A 15,893-nucleotide genomic window follows, 5' to 3' on the forward strand; every position below is an offset into this window, starting at 1 on the left:
CTAACCACTAACCACTGTACAGACGTGCCATGGCACGTCTGGTACAACCATCGACAACCCTACCCTGACGGGAAGCCACTTCGTGTCTACGGGTTCGCCAGTCCCCCTACCCTTACCTTAAGCCACTTCGTGTCTACGTGACGGAGACCGCCTTTTTGGGGGGCTGGTCTCACCAACAACCAACAATCAACAACCAACCACCAACCACCAACAAATGACTATTTCCAACCAATTGTGGGAAGCAAATCAAGACATAGCACAAGCTTGTTTACTACATCCTTTTGTCGAAGGAATTGGTTATGGTACGCTGCCATCAGCGAAATTTGCTTACTATGTCGGGCAAGATGCTTTTTTCTTAGAAGCTTTTGCCCGTGCTTATAGTATCGCCGCAGCGAAAGCACCTGATTGGGAAGCGTTTATAACATTTCATGATTTAGCTGGTGGTGTGTTGCAAGAACTACAGCTGCATGAGGGCTATGCTGCTAAGTGGGGAGTTGATTTACGTTCAGTACAACCAGGCGCAGCAACGCGTCACTATACAGACTTTTTGCTAGCTACTGCTTGGGGTGGGGATGTGGGTTTAACTGCGGCTGCTATGTCTCCCTGTATGCGTCTATATGCCTTTTTGGGGGAAAAATTGGCTGAAGATGGCATTCTTGAGCATCAATACACAGACTGGATTCGTACTTACAGTAGCTCAGATTTTCAGCCACTAGTGCAACAATTAGAAAGTCTAGTGGATCGTTTCGCAACTGCTTCTACTCGAGTCCACTCGACTTATCGCTATGCCATGTTGTGTGAGCAAGACTTTTTTCAAGCAGCATGGCAATTTGGGGAGTAAAATTAACTATAGTAATCCAGCAATTCTACTTACAGCGGTTTCTAATATGGGTGGTTCATGTACCAAGGCAAAGCGGACATAGCCTTCTCCAAATTTGCCGAAACCTGCACCGGGAGAAACTGCCACTCCGGTTTTTTCAACTAGTTGGGTACAAAATTCCATAGAATTTTGACTCCACGGTTCTGGTAACTTTGCCCAAACGTACATTGTGGCTTTGGGTATAGGAACATGCCAATCAATACTATGTAAAGCATTAACAAATGCATCTCGACGTTGACGAAATTTATCAACAGAGGCTTTAACTATATCTTGTGGCCCAACTAAAGCAGCGATCGCACCGTTCAAAATACCACGATATTGGTTAAAATCAACTGCTGCTTTCACTTGACGCAAAGCATTAATCAACTCAGGATTGCCAATTGCATAGCCAATCCGAAAGCCACCCATATTATAGGACTTGGAAAGAGTAAAAAATTCTATTGAGACGGTTTTTTCTGGATCTGCTTGGAGAATCGAAGGGACGAGAGACTGGCGGATTGGGGAAGACACGGAGAATCTATCAAACATATTTTCCGTCTCCCCCTTGTCTGCCTTGTCTTCTCCCAATCCCTGATTTCCATTTTCCTCGAAAACTAAATCAACATAGGGGAAATCGTGAACAAGGATGAGGTTGTGTTGCTGACAAAACGCCACAGCTTCTTTAAAGAAAGAGAATGGGGCGATCGCGCTGGTAGGATTGTGTGGATAGCTTAACACCATCATCCGTGCTTGTGCCAAGACAGGCGCGGGAATGTCAGCAAATACTGGTAAAAAATCATTTTCTGCTCTTAGTGGCATTGGGTAAATTTGCCCACTAGCTAAGTAAACTCCGCCAGCATGGGAAGGATAACCCGGATCGAGTAACAGAGCAAAATCTCCTGGGTTAAGCACTGCCAAAGGTAAATGAGCTGTACCTTCTTGAGAACCGATCAGTGGTAGTACTTCTGTTTCTGGATCTACAGCTATGCCAAATTTTTGCTCATACCATTGGGCAGCAGCTTGACGAAAGGCTTGCGTGCCATGAAATAACAAGTAGCCGTGGGTACTGTGATCATACAGAGACTGGGCGATCACATCTACTACGTGTGATGCGGCTGGCAGATCCGCAGATCCTAAAGATAAATCAATTAATTGCCGTCCGGCAGCCAAAGCTTTAGCTTTGGCTTTATCCATCTCGGCGAATACGTTGGATTGTAGGGGTTGTAAACGTTTGGCAAATTCCATTGTAGTCAAGTGTCAAGTGTCAATTGTCAATTGTCAATTGTCAGTGGTCAATGCCTTTTGACGCTGGACTATTGACTATTGACTTTGGACTATTGACTAGTTTAAGTGAGTATCTAGGAGACTAATTAATTTCTCCTTACCCATTACTCCTTCAGCAGATGCCAAGATATTGTTACCTTGAATAAGCCTGAGAGCTGGAACTCCTTCTACCTGATATTGCTTAACAGTTAGTGGATTGGGATCGATTTCCATTTTTACTACTTTTAAGCGATCGCTATAAGTATTGGCAGCAAGGTTCACTAGTGGACTCATCAATTGACAAGGACCACACCAAGAAGCCCAAAAGTAAACTAATACTGGCTCCTCGGCTTGCAAAACTTCGGTTTCAAACTCAGCATCAGTTATGGTTTTGACACCCTTACTCATTCCAGTCTCCTAATGGTGTTATCGTTATCAGTTGACACACAAAATTACTGTATCCCAAAGTAGTCAATCATCCATAGTCAATATTCAATAGTATTCCTTACAACTAACTATTGATATTTATTAATAAATGTATATTGACAAATATACAAAAACATGATATCAAAATAATTCTAATTCATAGCTAAATACTCTGCTACCTGGTGCGCTTCACTTTGCGTCCCTTGGCGTTGAAAATAAAACCTTGACGCAAAATCCCACATCCAAAAAGGTGTGGGATTAATTTCAAAAGTATGATCAAGGTGTTACATCTGGTCTATTTGCTTGCGTAGCGCTTCTAACTCAGCATCAACCACTTCATTGTTAGAGGAAGTATTTGCTTGCTGCGTGTTAGTGGTAGTAGTGGTAGATTCTTGGGGTGGTAGTGCTTGTTGATTTGGAGGATTGGCAGGAGCAAGGGAAGCTTTCAAAGCAGCCAATTCATCGTCAACGTCGCTGCTAGATTCCAAAGCCGCAAATTGGTGTTCTAAGTCTGAACCAGCCAACTCAGCTGCTGATTGGGCGCGGGCTTCTTGCATCAAGACTTTCTCTTCCATCCGCTCAAATGCTGCCATCGCAGAGGAGGTATTCATACCGCGTACCATACCTTCGAGCTGCTCTTGAGCTTTGGCAGCAGTGATCCGAGCTTTGAGCATTTCTTTCTTGGTTTTAGCTTCAGAAATTTTGCTTTCCAGCTGGATGAGGTTACGCTTGAGACTTTCTACTTGGGTAGTTTGCTGCTCTAAGCTGGCTTTGAGAGCATTTCCTGACTCGGTAAAAGTCTTTTTACGCTCTAGGGCTTGACGCGCCAGATTTTCATCACCTTTTTGCAGGGCGAGTTGAGCGTTACGTTGCCACTTGTTTATTTCATTTTGAGCATCATTGTATTGTTTCTCGGTGCGTTTTTGAGCCGCGATCGCCTGAGCTACTCCCTGGCGTAGCTGAACTAAGTCTTCCTGCATTTCCAGGATCGCTTGTTCTAGCATTTTTTCGGGATCTTCGGCTTTACTTACTAAATCGTTGAGGTTGGCGCTCACTACTCGCCTAATGCGATCAAATAATCCCATAACTTTGTTTTTCCTTTGAGAGATTTACGCGCGACTTTGGGCAGTTAGCTTTTTTACTCTACTTATTTAAATTTAATCTTTTCGGAATAATTCAGTTCTCCTCTTTGTATTAGTACATGTATGGGCTTTATGCATCACGTCTACTAAAAAACAGAAGGCAGCTATGCTGAAGGATTAAAATTAACACTTCATACTTCACACTTCATCCTTCATCCTTCAATAGACCCTTATTCTTAAGATATGCTTTTAGCTCACGAATTGCCCAATCTCGCTTAACTCTCACTTTGGGGTAATTGTTGTGATGATGATTGTGTATTTTCTTGACTACTAGGTAATTGTGCTTTCATCTGTAATAGTTCAGCATCCACTTCCGATTCTAGGTCTGCAAATCGTTTTTCTAATTCATCTGTTCCCGTAATGGCAATTGCTTCTTTTTGTGCTTCTAGTTGTAGAACTTTTTCTTCCATGCGCTCAAAAGCATTCAAGCTGCTTGTTCCAGAAACGCCTTCCAGCAATTCTTGCAATTTGACGCTAGCTTCAGCAGAACGAGCGCGAGCAATATACATATCTTTTTTAGTTTTGAGTTCAGTAATTTTTAGCTCTAGCGATCGCATATCTTTTTTGAGTCTAGCGACAACACTGCTTTGCTCTTCTATTTGATTAGCCAAGGCTGTGGCTGTTTCTTGGTAAGCGCGACGTTTGGTGAGGGCTTCCCGTGCTAGAGTTTCGTTACCTTGTTGTAATGCTAATTGGGCGCGACGATACCATTCTTCACCTGCGGATTGGGCTTGCGCTGCTTGCCGTTCTGTACGTTTTTGGCTAGCGATCGCCGCCGCTATAGCCTGGCGCAGTTGCACCAGATTATCCTGCATTTCCAAAACGGTTTTTTCCAGAACTTTTTCTGGATCTTCCGCAGATCCAACTAGACTGTTGATGTTAGCACGAATTACCCGCCCAATCCGGTCAATTAGTCCCATCTCGCCCTCCATCTACATTGTCACGGTGGTTGCCTACACCCCTATTTTCCTACACCCCATCCCCAATCAGGCTACTCTACTTTGGCTGTAATTCCCTTGCTTTGTAAAAATTGCATCTGTTTTTTCACTTGTTCTTTGGTTTTAAAAGCTCCTAGATAAATCGATTTTTTATCTTTGGATAAATAAGCATCAGGAACTACTTGCCGTACTTTGGCCAAACTTTTTTCATCTTGATTATCTGTAAATATGTGAAAGAATCCATCTCTCGATGGTTTTATTCCTGGATCATCGATATTTTGTAGAGTTGGAGTTGGAGTGGGGGTGGCGGGGGTACTAGCAGCAACAGTCGGTGATGGAGTTGGGGAGAATGTCGGTTGCGCTTCAATAGTCTCAATAGTATTTGTTGTAGGTGCAACTGTCGGATTTTGAGTAGGAACTGGGGTAGATACAGCTAAGGGTGTTGGCTTGGGTTTTGGTGTTAAAGCAACAACATCATTGGGGTTTTTGACTTCTGGAAATTCGCTACTTGCGAGATTGGGAAATTTGGGTATGGGTGTCAGTTCTGGTTCAGCAACTGTGGTGGTTGCTGATTGGTTGTTGGCGGTTGTTGGTTGATTGTCAGGAGTATTTTTTTTAAATAAACTGCCAAGATTCAAATTTGGCAAACTTTTAGGATTAAACACTGCATAACCAAGGCTAAGACTCGCCATCAACATCAACAGCATTGAGCCTATACCCAAAGGCGAAAGCAGACTATCATTGGAATTATTCCGCTTTTGGGTTGGTGATTGTTCTTCTGTCAAACTTCGCAGTAACGCTTCTGATGATTCTAAATACTCATCAGGAGGTTTGGGGTTACTTTCGGGTTTGACGAGGTTGTCACTCTGATTTGTTTTAATGAATGCAGGCACAATACTGGCAGAATTTGGTGCTGGTGAAGAGGGCATTTTGGAAGCGTGCTGTTGTGCAGATTCTTCCTGGATCGGCGCTGGAACCTCTTGGGCGTCTGGCTCAGATGTTGGCGGTGCGGTGGTGGGAAACTGGGGTAAGGATATTTCCTCACTACTGTTGTTAAGTGGTGATGGGGTTTTAACTTCCGTTGTTGGAGTAGCTGTTATCTGTTGAAATTTACTACTGATGGGAATACCCATACGAGTTTGACTAAGTGTCTTGTATGTAAATCGTGTGCGCCGATAACGTGCCAACTCTTGATCTAGTTGCACTTCTAAACTCGCCAGTGCTGCTGCAAGTACTGGCTTTAATTCAGGTGTTTTGGAGGATTTTACACCCGTATCTACTAGAGGGTTTTGACTCATTGCCTATCTGCCTCAAACCTAGACTGCCAGATTAATCACAAGGTAAACCAAAAAAGCCAATTGCGATCGCTATTTGCTTTATTTATTAAAATAGTTGTACCAACACTATTGTAAATTTGCATATATTTGATGCATCAACCAAATTGAGTTGGGACACGCATTAACTTAAGATGTCGTTTAAATCTGTTAATGATATTTTATGTCTTCTGCAATTAGAGACAAAATTACAGGAGCAACCATTTCAACGTTTGCTCAAGTGTTGGTCTGAAGTTGTAGGAACAACAGTAGCAGCTCATGCTCGTCCATTGTCTCTTCAGCGTGACGTGTTGCGGGTGGCAACTTCTAGTGCAGCTTGGGCGCAGAACTTAACTTTTGAACGCCAACGACTACTTGTAAAGTTAAATGCAGTACTACCGACTCCGTTGGTAGATATTCGCTTTTCTACTGCTGGCTGGCACTCTGCCAAGCAAGTTGGTGATCCACCCAAGTTATCTGCACCACTCCAACATCCTAGTTACCTTGGTAAAGAATTTAGTATAGACAATAATGTGAAGTCTACTGCCAGTGATGCGAATACAGCTTTTACAGACTGGACAGTGGCAATACAGGGGAGATTGCAGGGTTTACCCCTTTGTCCTAGCTGTGAATGCCCTACACCCCCAGGTGAACTCCAACGTTGGGGGGTTTGTTGTTTGTGTGCTGCCAAAAAGTTTTCTCAAAAACAATGAAGGCGATTGACCAACAGCGAAGCATAATATTGTAAGTAACTATTCGGACTTAATATTAGTCCCTTGCCATCCAGAGATATTTGTGTTAACAAACCACCCTTCGGGTACTCTACCTTGAAGCCGCGCAAAGCGCGTCTACGCCAGTCCGCATACCCTTACCTTAAGCCCATGAGCGCGTCTACGTGACGGGAAGCCCAGCCACTGCGGTGAAGCAGCCCCCCAAAAAGGCGGTCTCCGTCACGTAGACACGAAGTGGTGAGACAGCGCGCAGAAGGGGGTTCCCTCCCCCAATCCCCACGAGCGACAGGGAGTGGGGGCCGGTGAGTCCCCCATGAGCGACTGCGTTCGCGTAGCGTCCCGGAGGGAACTACCCGGAGGGCTTAAGGTCAGGGTAGGGGGACTGCTGAACCCGAAGGGTGGACGGGTTCGCCGGCATAAAGGAGCCATTGTACCCTTGGGGGTTCCAACAGTTGTAGCACTTAGCGTCACGTGGCGTCCAAGACTGCGGCTGGACTCACAAAGGACACAAAGGACACAAAGAGAGGAAGAATTTGGTAGTACTCTACCACACAAGTTTTGACACCTTGCAAGACGTCAGATCCCCAACTTTTTTAAAAAGTCGGGGATCTAGTCAAACTGTCAAAATCAATTTGGTGAACTAGTAGGAATTGATGATTTTTGTTGGGTCATATGAAAGCACGACCCTTGTATCCTCCCGTTTCGGGGGTAAAGTCTTACTCCCTCCCCACCCCCCTTACTCCCCCCCGCTTCGGGGGAAAAACAAGGAAAAACTTTTAATATTGGAGGGTTGGGGAGGGGTTCTTTTTATTTCTGCAAGAGGTCTATCATTTTTTGACTGATAACTCATTGCTGAACCGAAGACAAAGAATAAACCTGACCATCAATTAACAGCCGGGTGATACCTTTGGCTTGGAGGTGGTAGCGGGCCTTGTGCAACATTCTGCTATCAGGAATTTTTACCACGCGATCGCGTTTGGTAGAAAAGCGCTTTGCAATTCGGTGATTATCAAACACTGGCAAAGTTCTTTCTTGGGTTTCTGGATTAGGGATATAGCCCAAATCGCCAAATTCTCGCAGTGGCCTGGTAATCAATTCCGAGGAGCGATCAATCACTAAATAACACGTTCTGGGTAAATTAGCTGCTGATAAAGGTAAGACTCGTACAAAACTGTCACCAGTTCTTGCTCTTGTTACTAAACGTGGTCGTTCTCGATATTCTTCTTCCTCCTCGAAGTCTTCGTCCTCAAAGTCTTCTTCTTCTAAATCCTCATCTAAATCTTCTAACTCTTCTGACTCGTCTAGCAAGTCTTCGCCCAACATCTCCGCGATCGCTTGAGTATCTGTATGTACATCCTCGATCAGCGGACTCGGGATATTTGTGATTTCTTTGGCTTGAGGTTCTAAAAGTTCTAATTGTTTGACGACTGGTGGTGCTGTCCCTTTATGTGCTGAAGAACGCCGCTTGACTCTTCTACTATTGGAGGTGGAATCAGTCAAATCAGCTGCAATAACAGGAGTAGGTTGCTCCGGTTGGGGAGGAGTTATCTCCTGTTGTGGTTCTTCCTGAATCTCTGGCTGTGGCTGCACAAAGGACGGCAGGTGATCATAACTGACCTGTGCTTTGCCTTCAGGAGTTCTAGCAGCACGCTTTAACGAAACAAGGTATTCGTATTCATCTTCTGGTAGAGTACTTTTGAGTAAGCGACTAATAGTCGAGTTACTCACGTCATAGCGCTCTGCTAAAGTAGAAGTTGTTTCAGCAGTTTGACGGTATAATTTCAGGATTTCTTGTTTATCAGATTCTGTTAGTTTTCTCACGGCAGGATACCAAACAAAAAATTTTTTAACTACGTTTTCTGACTCGTTCTCGACGGGAACGGCTTAATGATGCGTCATATTCCAAGACAGCACCCATACCAAATAAAACTCCACTCCAGACCCAAAACACTTCCAGTATTTCTCCACTTTGATAATTGGGAATCGAATTTGTGGCGTATTTATACCACATATCTGCAATGTAGAGCGAAAATGCCGCAGCTGCAATCATACGCCAAGAAAGAGAAACTCGTCCGCCCCAAAAAGCTAGCAGTAGAGTAGTAGCGATAATTAACAGCAATACGTCGCTGATCACGTAAAACCAATTTAAAACAGAAGCAACAATTTCTAACCCAGGAGAATATTGGGCTTGGACTGCTGCGGCCTGTGGTTGATTGGAAATTAGCCATGCCAACGCACTGCCAAAGGCTCCTATTGCCAATACTATTATCCACTGTGAAGTTTCCAAATTCAGTCGCCTAGAAGCCACTGCCAAAACCATACCTACGCCCAGCAACAGATATGTTATTACAAAAAATACATCACCTAAGGACGGAAAAGGCTCTTCTTTTAAGACGATTTCCGTATACCCAAAAAATATCCCTCCCAGGAAATAAGAAAGCATACCAATACCAATTGCCAGCCAAACGTTGCGATCGCTAACAATTTGCTGACTGCGCCAATTCCTTAGACATAAAATACTAGCAGATAGATAAGCCATTGCCTCAAAAACATTTGTGCCAAAAATGTACCAATCAGCACGCCTGAGGCAAGTTGCTGCTTCCTGGGCTTTTGCACTCAGTTTTGCTACACAGTCTGCTCCTACTGGAACCTTGGCACTAAACAATAAAAAATACAACAGTGCCAGTACACCCCAACCTATGCTAGCCAAAATAATGTTTTGAGTGGTGAATAAAGACTTAGAACCTTGAGACTTGTTGTAAACGCTACTCATAATCCTTGACCGTGACAGAGCATCCTGCAATGTTTTTTGTTCGCTAAATTACAGGATAAACGCCATATGGCAAGGATTTTGCCAATTAAGTTGTGCAGTTATCCAGTATCCAACGACAATAAACACTGATATACATTAATGCCACAGTTTACTCAGTGGAGACTGATTTAGCCAACTGATGAATAGCGATCGCTCTCCTTCAGGCATATCTTGTAATTTATCAGCTACGGGATGGGCAAAGTTGGTATTGCCAAAATAGGCTTTTCCTAAGCGATGCAAATCTTGCAACAAGGTGATGACATGATGTTCTTGCCAATTAGGAACTGGGACACTCAGCGGATCGATTTCAAGTAAGTATTTGATTCCCTCCGGCGACGACACCTGAGGAAACTGCCACTGTTGCAAAGTTTCGCCCATTTCTTTCTGAAATAAGGCAGCTTGTCTCGCACCCAAAAAGTCTTCAATGTCCATGTACACAGCTTGCAACAGCAAAATACTAGCTTGGGTAAAAATACCAATTTTGCTATGACTACCTGTGTCACTACCAAGCTGATCTAAACGAATCTTACCCCAAACGCTAAAACGTTCTGGTTCTTCTAGCAAAACACAAGCTTTACCTTTGTTATCCGTCAAGTCTCTCCACAAAGCCTTGGCTTCTTCTTCTTGGCTAGCTTTAAAGACACTTATTAATCTGAAGGTCTGCCCCTGATAATGGAGAATGGGTACTTGCTGATCCCGTTTTGGGTGCCCAATGGTCGATATTTCAACATCCTGCCTTTTAAGAATAAACATGACACTAGCAGATAACTCCTCACAGGGGCATTGTTATTAACAGTTATCAGTTATCAGTGATCAGTTATCAGTTTTATGACTGGGTATAAGTCTCCTACCATAAATCTGATAACTGTGGCTGGTACTGTTCACTGATTTAATATGGCAGATATCATAACCTTATTAGTTGTTGGTTGGTAGTTGATTGTTGGTAGTTAATTTTACCCAACAACAAACAAATTATAGTTGTTGGTTGGTAGTTGATTGTTGGTAGTTAATTTTACCCAACAACAAACAAATTATAGTTGTTGGTTGGTAGTTGATTGTTGGTAGTTAATTTTACCCAACAACCAACAAATTATAGTTGTTGGTTGGTAGTTGATTGTTGGTAGTTAATTTTACCTAACAACAAACAACTAGCAACAACCAACCCATCACTTAATTCCAAAAATCTGCCACCTCATACCCCAATTCCTCTAGCATCCGCCGTAGTAGAGGTAAACTTAGTCCAATCACATTACTGTGACAACCTTCGATTTTTTCCACAAATAAACCACCACGCCCCTCCAAGGCAAAGGCGCCAGCACACTTGAGGGGTTCACCTGTGGCTATGTAGGCGTCAATAGTGCGATCGCTGAGTTGAGCAAAGTAAACTCTTGTTACTTGGTGCTTGACTAAAATGCGCTTATGTGGTTTTTCAATCAAAGTATGACCAGTATATAAATCACCAAAACTTCCCTGCATCACCTGCCAACGTTGGCGCGCTTCCTCAGCATCTATTGGTTTGCCGTGAATCTCACCGTTAATAGCTAAAACCGAATCACAACCCATTACTAAAGCAGATTCAAACCGAGGCGCAACAGTTTCCGCTTTTCGTTGAGACAGAATTTCCACTAGTTGCGCCGGATCGCTGACTTTCACTTGCGACTCATCAAAATCACTGGGGCAAACTATTGGTTCGATACCAACAGTTTGTAACAAGCGGCGTCGCGCCGCAGAAGCTGATGCCAGAACAAAGGTTGGAATGCCCATAGTTTAGAAGGGGGAGGTGGGGAACTCACCGGCCCCCACTCCCCTTAGGGGAGTGGGGAGGTGGGGGGAGTGCGGGGAGTGTGTAGACGCGGTAGCGGCTTCGGTGCAGGGTGGAGTGGGAAATAACTACTAACCACTGTACAGACGTGCCATGGCACGTCTGGTACAACCACTAACTACTAACAATCAACCACCAACCACTAATAACCAACACCTAATATACAGAAAAAGAATCAACAGACTCTTCTATCGCATTTTTGACTTTTCGCCAGCGTTTTTCTGGTACTGAGGCATAAAATGTAAAAAGCTTACCTCTGCTGGTGGCAACACTGGCAAGGTTATGTCGTTGTTGCTTATTAGGAAGCGTAATTAAATATTCTAATTTGTAATATATTTTACCTTTAGATTCTACTTGCTCTGCATTGACTAATTCTGCTGTCCGTCCTGAACCTTCGGGAGCAAGGGCATTTTTAGCTAGCTTGTATCCTACTTCACTTGGTGTCCCTAATTCTGGTAAACTTTTGCCTTCCGGTACTGGACTAATTACTACAGAAACATTCTCGCTAAATTCTATTAAATCATGGAAGACCACATCCGGACCATCGTTAACTCTAACTTGCACCCAGCCGTTAGGATATAAAAATTGATAGCCATCACTAGTGTCTACAAAACTTTTGAGGGCGGCAGACGCTGTACCGTAGTTAGTAAAGCTAAAGCTCAACACTAGTAACAAAATTACTGCAATTCGTTTCCACATTTGTTTCAATTCCTTTGGCTCGGAAGCAACACAAGGCAAGTATCATTTGTCGTTTTTCATTCTCCCACGGATGCTAACAACTTACGAACTGCGCTGGTTTTACCCTGGTACGATACCAGAAAATATTCAATTTTGGTTTGAGAAGCATTGTCTGTTTCAGTCTTCACAACCACAACAACCACGAGAAGATTTATATCTTTACTCTCCTGAGTGTGAATTTTTAGGTATCAAACTACGGCAAGAACAACTAGAAGTTAAATGGCGCCAAGCTGAATTGGGTGTTGTGAGTTTCGGTGAAATTGTAGAGGGAAAACTCGAAAAGTGGAGTAAATGGGAATGTCATGACTCAACGGGAGAAAGTTTTCAAGCACAGCAGATTGCAAGCAATCCTGTTTGGGTAAGTGTACAAAAAGTTCGTTATTTCCAAAGTTACGAAGTTTTAGATGATTATTCATTACAAGCTGTTTCTGAAAATAAAAGTATTAATAATGGTTGTCATGTGGAATTGACTCATTTGACAATCAATGAAAATAATTGGTGGAGTCTTGCATTTGAAGCTTTTGGTGATGATGCCCGTATATTGGAGAATCTTCAAACAACAGCCAACTGGATATTCAGTAGTTATTTGGAACAGAGGTTATTAGCTGTTGATTCTTATGCTTACCCAGCTTGGTTAGCACGAGTTATTGGTTAATAGCACAGGTGCGTTTCTCTATCAGCGCTTGCTTAATATGTGCTGTCTTGAGAATTTGCCTAAAATCACCCATTAAATCATAAGTAATTTGACACCACATTTAAGTAAAAATTTTTACTCTGTTGCCGATAAAAAATATTTTGCACAAAATCTATCTTTAGCAAGAAGTAAGATTTTATTTACTCATATATGAGAACAAAAGCCATTTAAATACTTAATTGAAATTTTATCAAACCTCAAAAAAATTAAATTAATCTTTTTATTCCATAACTGGTAAAGAAATTATGTTATAGATTAAGTAAAGCTAGTAATTTATATATTGCAAGTTTACAAACCCAGTTTAAATTGTCTGCGGTTAACCCACGTCCATCATGATTAAAGCAGCACACTACAAAAATTGGCTGCAAGAAAGCCGTTATAGGAATCGAGGAAGTGCTTATGTGTTTGCGCTTCGATTCAATGTGATGGCTGAAGTTGGAGAATTTCCACCCTAGTTGTGGTTTCAGGTAGAGAAAGTTTTTGAACAATTAAAGAACTCTACATTTCGTTGATGCAAAATGCAGACTTTACATTGACACACAGAAGTTTCAACGAATGTAGTTTGCTCAAAAGAGTGCTTGATTAACTAAATATATTGGGGAGATTATAGCTGTTTAGCAGAAGATAGCGATAAGTCACACTTTATATTCTTGCTGCTGTGTAAATCTCCGGTTTTACCTAAAAAACCAAATATTAGCCTATTTCAACTATCAAGTTTGAAATCTGAATTAGTTTGATGCTTGTGTAAGCAAAATTATGCTACTGGCTGATCAATATTATTTAGGCAATGCTCTTTTGATTTTGATAGCTGTCAGAAAACACAACAAAATATCAAGTTAGCTCTACCTACTATTTAGTAGTTATAAAAATCTGAGCTTTACCGAGTATTAGTTTGACAGATTATTTTTGTCTACTAGCAAGCTTGAACTTGATATTAAATGTAGGTGAAACAAGTTAATTTTTGTGGAATTTAGTTTCTTGTTTGGTAACACTAACTAAAAGTGATTTATCGTCATTAATTTCTCGATGTATTTTTGTTTGTGGCAATAAAATCTACCAAAAGGATTAGTTATTTTGTGTAACCTGCTAAACAAATTTCAATTTATGGGAGATTTTTGGCAGGATCACAAAAGCTATAGTAGTGCAGACCACAGAAAATTATTCATTAATTATCTTAAGCGTAAGGACTGACAAAATTATGAATCAAAAATCTTTATCAAAAGTGCAACGTTTGAAAGAAGTTTTATTAATTAATCTGCTAGGAGAAATACCAACAATAGCTTTTGGACCTCGTTTAAGGATACTGTTTTATCGGTTTATTTTCTCTCGGATAGATAAGTCAGTCTATATTCAAAATGGTGTCGAATTTATAGGTGCAAGTAAAATTGAACTTGGCAGTGATGTGCATATTTTTAAAGGTGTGCGTATAGATGCTAAAGGCGAAGATAGCAGAATTACTTTAGAAAAAGGCGTCGCCCTTGAAAAAGATGTAACGATTGGTGCTTTAGACAACACCTGCGTACAAATTGGTGAAGGTACATTTATTGGTCCTGGTGTATGTATTGCTGGTCCGGGAGATATCACAATCGGCAAACGCTGTTTAATTGCTGCCCATGCGGGAATATTTGCTAACAATCATAATTTTGCAGATCCGACAAAATATATTGCAGATCAAGGTATTACCCGCCAAGGAATAGTTATAGGAGATGATTGCTGGTTAGGGCATAATGTTACAGTGTTGGATGGAGTGACAATTGGTGAAGGTAGTGTTATTGGAGCAGGGGCAGTTGTTAATCAAGATATTCCTCCCTATTCCATAGCGGTGGGAGTACCTGCAAAGGTAATTAAAAAACGAGGTATGAAGGAATTGGTATTGAACCAGCAAAACGTGAAAGAGTAAGCATTATTCAAAGTAATAAAGTCAAAAGTTAAAAAGTTTTTCTTTTTACTTTTGGCTTTTTGCTTTTTTATTTGTTCTGTTGGATAGGAAGTTCAATGACAAACTTCGTACCTTTATTAAGTGTCGAAAAACATTCTAGCTTACCACCATGTTTTTCACTAATTATTTGGTAACTAATTGACATACTCATTCCTGTGCCTTTACCAACGGGTTTAGTTGTAAAGAATGGATTAAAAATTTGTTTTTCAACATCTTCCGACATCCCTAGTCCATTATCAGCGATCGCAATTTGGATCGAATGAGAATTAATCACTGAGGTACGAATCTGAATCTGACTGGGATTTGCTTGTATTTGCGCCAGAGTCCGCTGCTGATTATATTCCTCGATCGCGTCAATAGCATTCGCTAGGATATTCATGAACACCTGATTGAGTTGTCCAGCGTAGCATTCCACTAAAGGCAATGTGCCATATTCTTTGATGACTTCAATCGCTGGATGCTCGGGCTTTTCTTTGAGGCGATGTTGTAAAATCATTAGCGTACTGTCGATACCTTCATGAATGTCCACCACTTTGGACTCGGCTTCGTCCATCCGGGAAAAAGTTCGCAGAGACAACACAATTTGGCGGATACGCTGAGTACCAACTTTCATGGAATTGATCATATTAGGTAAATCTTCTTGGATATACTCCAAGTCAACTTCATCTAGAAATTCCTGAATTTCTGGGTGACGATTTGAACTATGTTGATGATACAGGTGAATTACTTGTAGTAGGATTTGGGTATATTCATCTAGATGGGTAAGGTTCCCGTGAATAAAATTGACGGGATTGTTGATTTCGTGGGCAACTCCAGCGACTAATTGTCCCAGACTTGACATTTTTTCTGACTGAATCATTTGTGTCTGGGTATGTTTGAGTTCTTGGAGAGTTTGTTCTAAATCCTCTGCTTGTTGTCGCAGTTGGTTTTCCATCTGTTTGCGATCGCTAATATCTGTTGAAATCCCACACAACGCATAGGGAACCCCCTGTTCATCCACTAAAGCAAACTTAATCGCTAGATAGGTGATTATTTGCTGATCCAATAGCAGAGTTTCTTCGGCAACAATAGGTTTGCCTAAAGCTTCCATAACAGTTAAATCATTGCTACGAAACTGATCAGCAGTTTCTTTGGGGAAAAAGTCATACTCAGTTTTCCCGAGTATTTCTTCACCACGAAGATTAAGCAACTGTACCAAGTTACCTGGAGTTTAGAC

General features: G+C 41.9%; 15 protein-coding genes and 1 pseudogene. 5 read left to right on the forward strand and 11 right to left on the reverse strand.

Features of this window, described 5'->3' with window-relative positions; genetic code table 11:
• The first annotated feature begins 214 nt into the window (after window positions 1-214).
• Window positions 215-841, forward strand: coding sequence for a TenA family protein (locus tag UYI_RS0126900; protein ID WP_016869782.1), 627 nt, complete (start codon window positions 215-217; stop codon window positions 839-841).
• Between the two features lie 6 nt (window positions 842-847).
• On the opposite strand, the gene UYI_RS0126905 is transcribed toward UYI_RS0126900, so the two are convergent.
• The 5 genes from UYI_RS0126905 to UYI_RS0126925 all read right to left on the reverse strand — a co-directional run bounded on the left by UYI_RS0126905 (window position 848) and on the right by UYI_RS0126925 (window position 5,926).
• Window positions 848-2,104, reverse strand: coding sequence for an LL-diaminopimelate aminotransferase (locus UYI_RS0126905; RefSeq protein ID WP_016869783.1), 1,257 nt, complete (start codon window positions 2,102-2,104; stop codon window positions 848-850).
• A 96-nt stretch (window positions 2,105-2,200) separates the two neighbouring features.
• A complete protein-coding gene (locus UYI_RS0126910) occupies window positions 2,201-2,530 on the reverse strand; it encodes a thioredoxin family protein (protein ID WP_016869784.1) in 330 nt (109 codons plus the stop codon).
• A gap of 302 nt (window positions 2,531-2,832) precedes the next feature.
• Window positions 2,833-3,633 carry a PspA/IM30 family protein gene (locus tag UYI_RS0126915; RefSeq protein ID WP_016869785.1) on the reverse strand — a complete coding sequence of 267 codons (801 nt, stop codon included), beginning with the start codon at window positions 3,631-3,633 and terminating at the stop codon, window positions 2,833-2,835.
• Between the two features lie 272 nt (window positions 3,634-3,905).
• Complete coding sequence (locus tag UYI_RS0126920) at window positions 3,906-4,610, reverse strand: PspA/IM30 family protein (protein ID WP_026086199.1); 705 nt, start codon at window positions 4,608-4,610, stop codon at window positions 3,906-3,908.
• 71 nt (window positions 4,611-4,681) lie between these two features.
• Window positions 4,682-5,926, reverse strand: a complete 1,245-nt coding sequence (locus UYI_RS0126925; protein ID WP_016869787.1) for a hypothetical protein — start codon at window positions 5,924-5,926, stop codon at window positions 4,682-4,684.
• Between the two features lie 170 nt (window positions 5,927-6,096).
• On the opposite strand from UYI_RS0126925, the gene UYI_RS0126930 reads away from it, so the two are divergent.
• A complete protein-coding gene (locus tag UYI_RS0126930) occupies window positions 6,097-6,654 on the forward strand; it encodes a DUF721 domain-containing protein (RefSeq protein WP_016869788.1) in 558 nt (185 codons plus the stop codon).
• Between the two features lie 864 nt (window positions 6,655-7,518).
• Here UYI_RS0126930 and UYI_RS0126935 read toward each other — a convergent pair.
• The 5 genes from UYI_RS0126935 to psbP form a co-directional block, all read right to left on the reverse strand.
• The gene (locus UYI_RS0126935; protein ID WP_016869789.1) at window positions 7,519-8,493 is read right to left on the reverse strand and encodes a hypothetical protein; all 975 of its coding nucleotides are present in this window, start codon (window positions 8,491-8,493) and stop codon (window positions 7,519-7,521) included.
• A 25-nt stretch (window positions 8,494-8,518) separates the two neighbouring features.
• Complete coding sequence (locus UYI_RS0126940; protein ID WP_016869790.1) at window positions 8,519-9,445, reverse strand: hypothetical protein; 927 nt, start codon at window positions 9,443-9,445, stop codon at window positions 8,519-8,521.
• Between the two features lie 135 nt (window positions 9,446-9,580).
• Window positions 9,581-10,237: an Npun_F0813 family protein gene (locus tag UYI_RS0126945; RefSeq protein ID WP_016869791.1), complete on the reverse strand. Its 657-nt coding sequence runs from the start codon at window positions 10,235-10,237 to the stop codon at window positions 9,581-9,583.
• Window positions 10,238-10,654: 417 nt separating this feature from the next.
• A complete protein-coding gene (locus tag UYI_RS0126955; protein WP_016869792.1) occupies window positions 10,655-11,248 on the reverse strand; it encodes a Maf family protein in 594 nt (197 codons plus the stop codon).
• A gap of 214 nt (window positions 11,249-11,462) precedes the next feature.
• Complete coding sequence (psbP, locus tag UYI_RS0126960; RefSeq protein WP_016869793.1) at window positions 11,463-12,005, reverse strand: photosystem II reaction center PsbP; 543 nt, start codon at window positions 12,003-12,005, stop codon at window positions 11,463-11,465.
• A 70-nt stretch (window positions 12,006-12,075) separates the two neighbouring features.
• On the opposite strand from psbP, the gene UYI_RS0126965 reads away from it, so the two are divergent.
• The 3 genes from UYI_RS0126965 to UYI_RS0126975 all read left to right on the forward strand — a co-directional run bounded on the left by UYI_RS0126965 (window position 12,076) and on the right by UYI_RS0126975 (window position 14,638).
• Window positions 12,076-12,699: a hypothetical protein gene (locus tag UYI_RS0126965; RefSeq protein WP_016869794.1), complete on the forward strand. Its 624-nt coding sequence runs from the start codon at window positions 12,076-12,078 to the stop codon at window positions 12,697-12,699.
• Between the two features lie 371 nt (window positions 12,700-13,070).
• Window positions 13,071-13,193 carry a hypothetical protein gene (locus tag UYI_RS39855; protein WP_016871480.1) on the forward strand — a complete coding sequence of 41 codons (123 nt, stop codon included), beginning with the start codon at window positions 13,071-13,073 and terminating at the stop codon, window positions 13,191-13,193.
• Window positions 13,194-13,936: 743 nt separating this feature from the next.
• Window positions 13,937-14,638 carry an acyltransferase gene (locus UYI_RS0126975; RefSeq protein WP_016869796.1) on the forward strand — a complete coding sequence of 234 codons (702 nt, stop codon included), beginning with the start codon at window positions 13,937-13,939 and terminating at the stop codon, window positions 14,636-14,638.
• A 67-nt stretch (window positions 14,639-14,705) separates the two neighbouring features.
• On the opposite strand, the pseudogene UYI_RS0126980 reads toward UYI_RS0126975, so the two are convergent.
• Window positions 14,706-15,863: pseudogene (locus UYI_RS0126980) on the reverse strand (sensor histidine kinase); the annotation flags it as partial.
• Between the last annotated feature and the right edge of the window lie 30 nt (window positions 15,864-15,893).

This window comes from Fischerella muscicola PCC 7414, assembly GCF_000317205.1.
Taxonomy (GTDB): Bacteria; Cyanobacteriota; Cyanobacteriia; order Cyanobacteriales; family Nostocaceae; genus Fischerella; species Fischerella muscicola.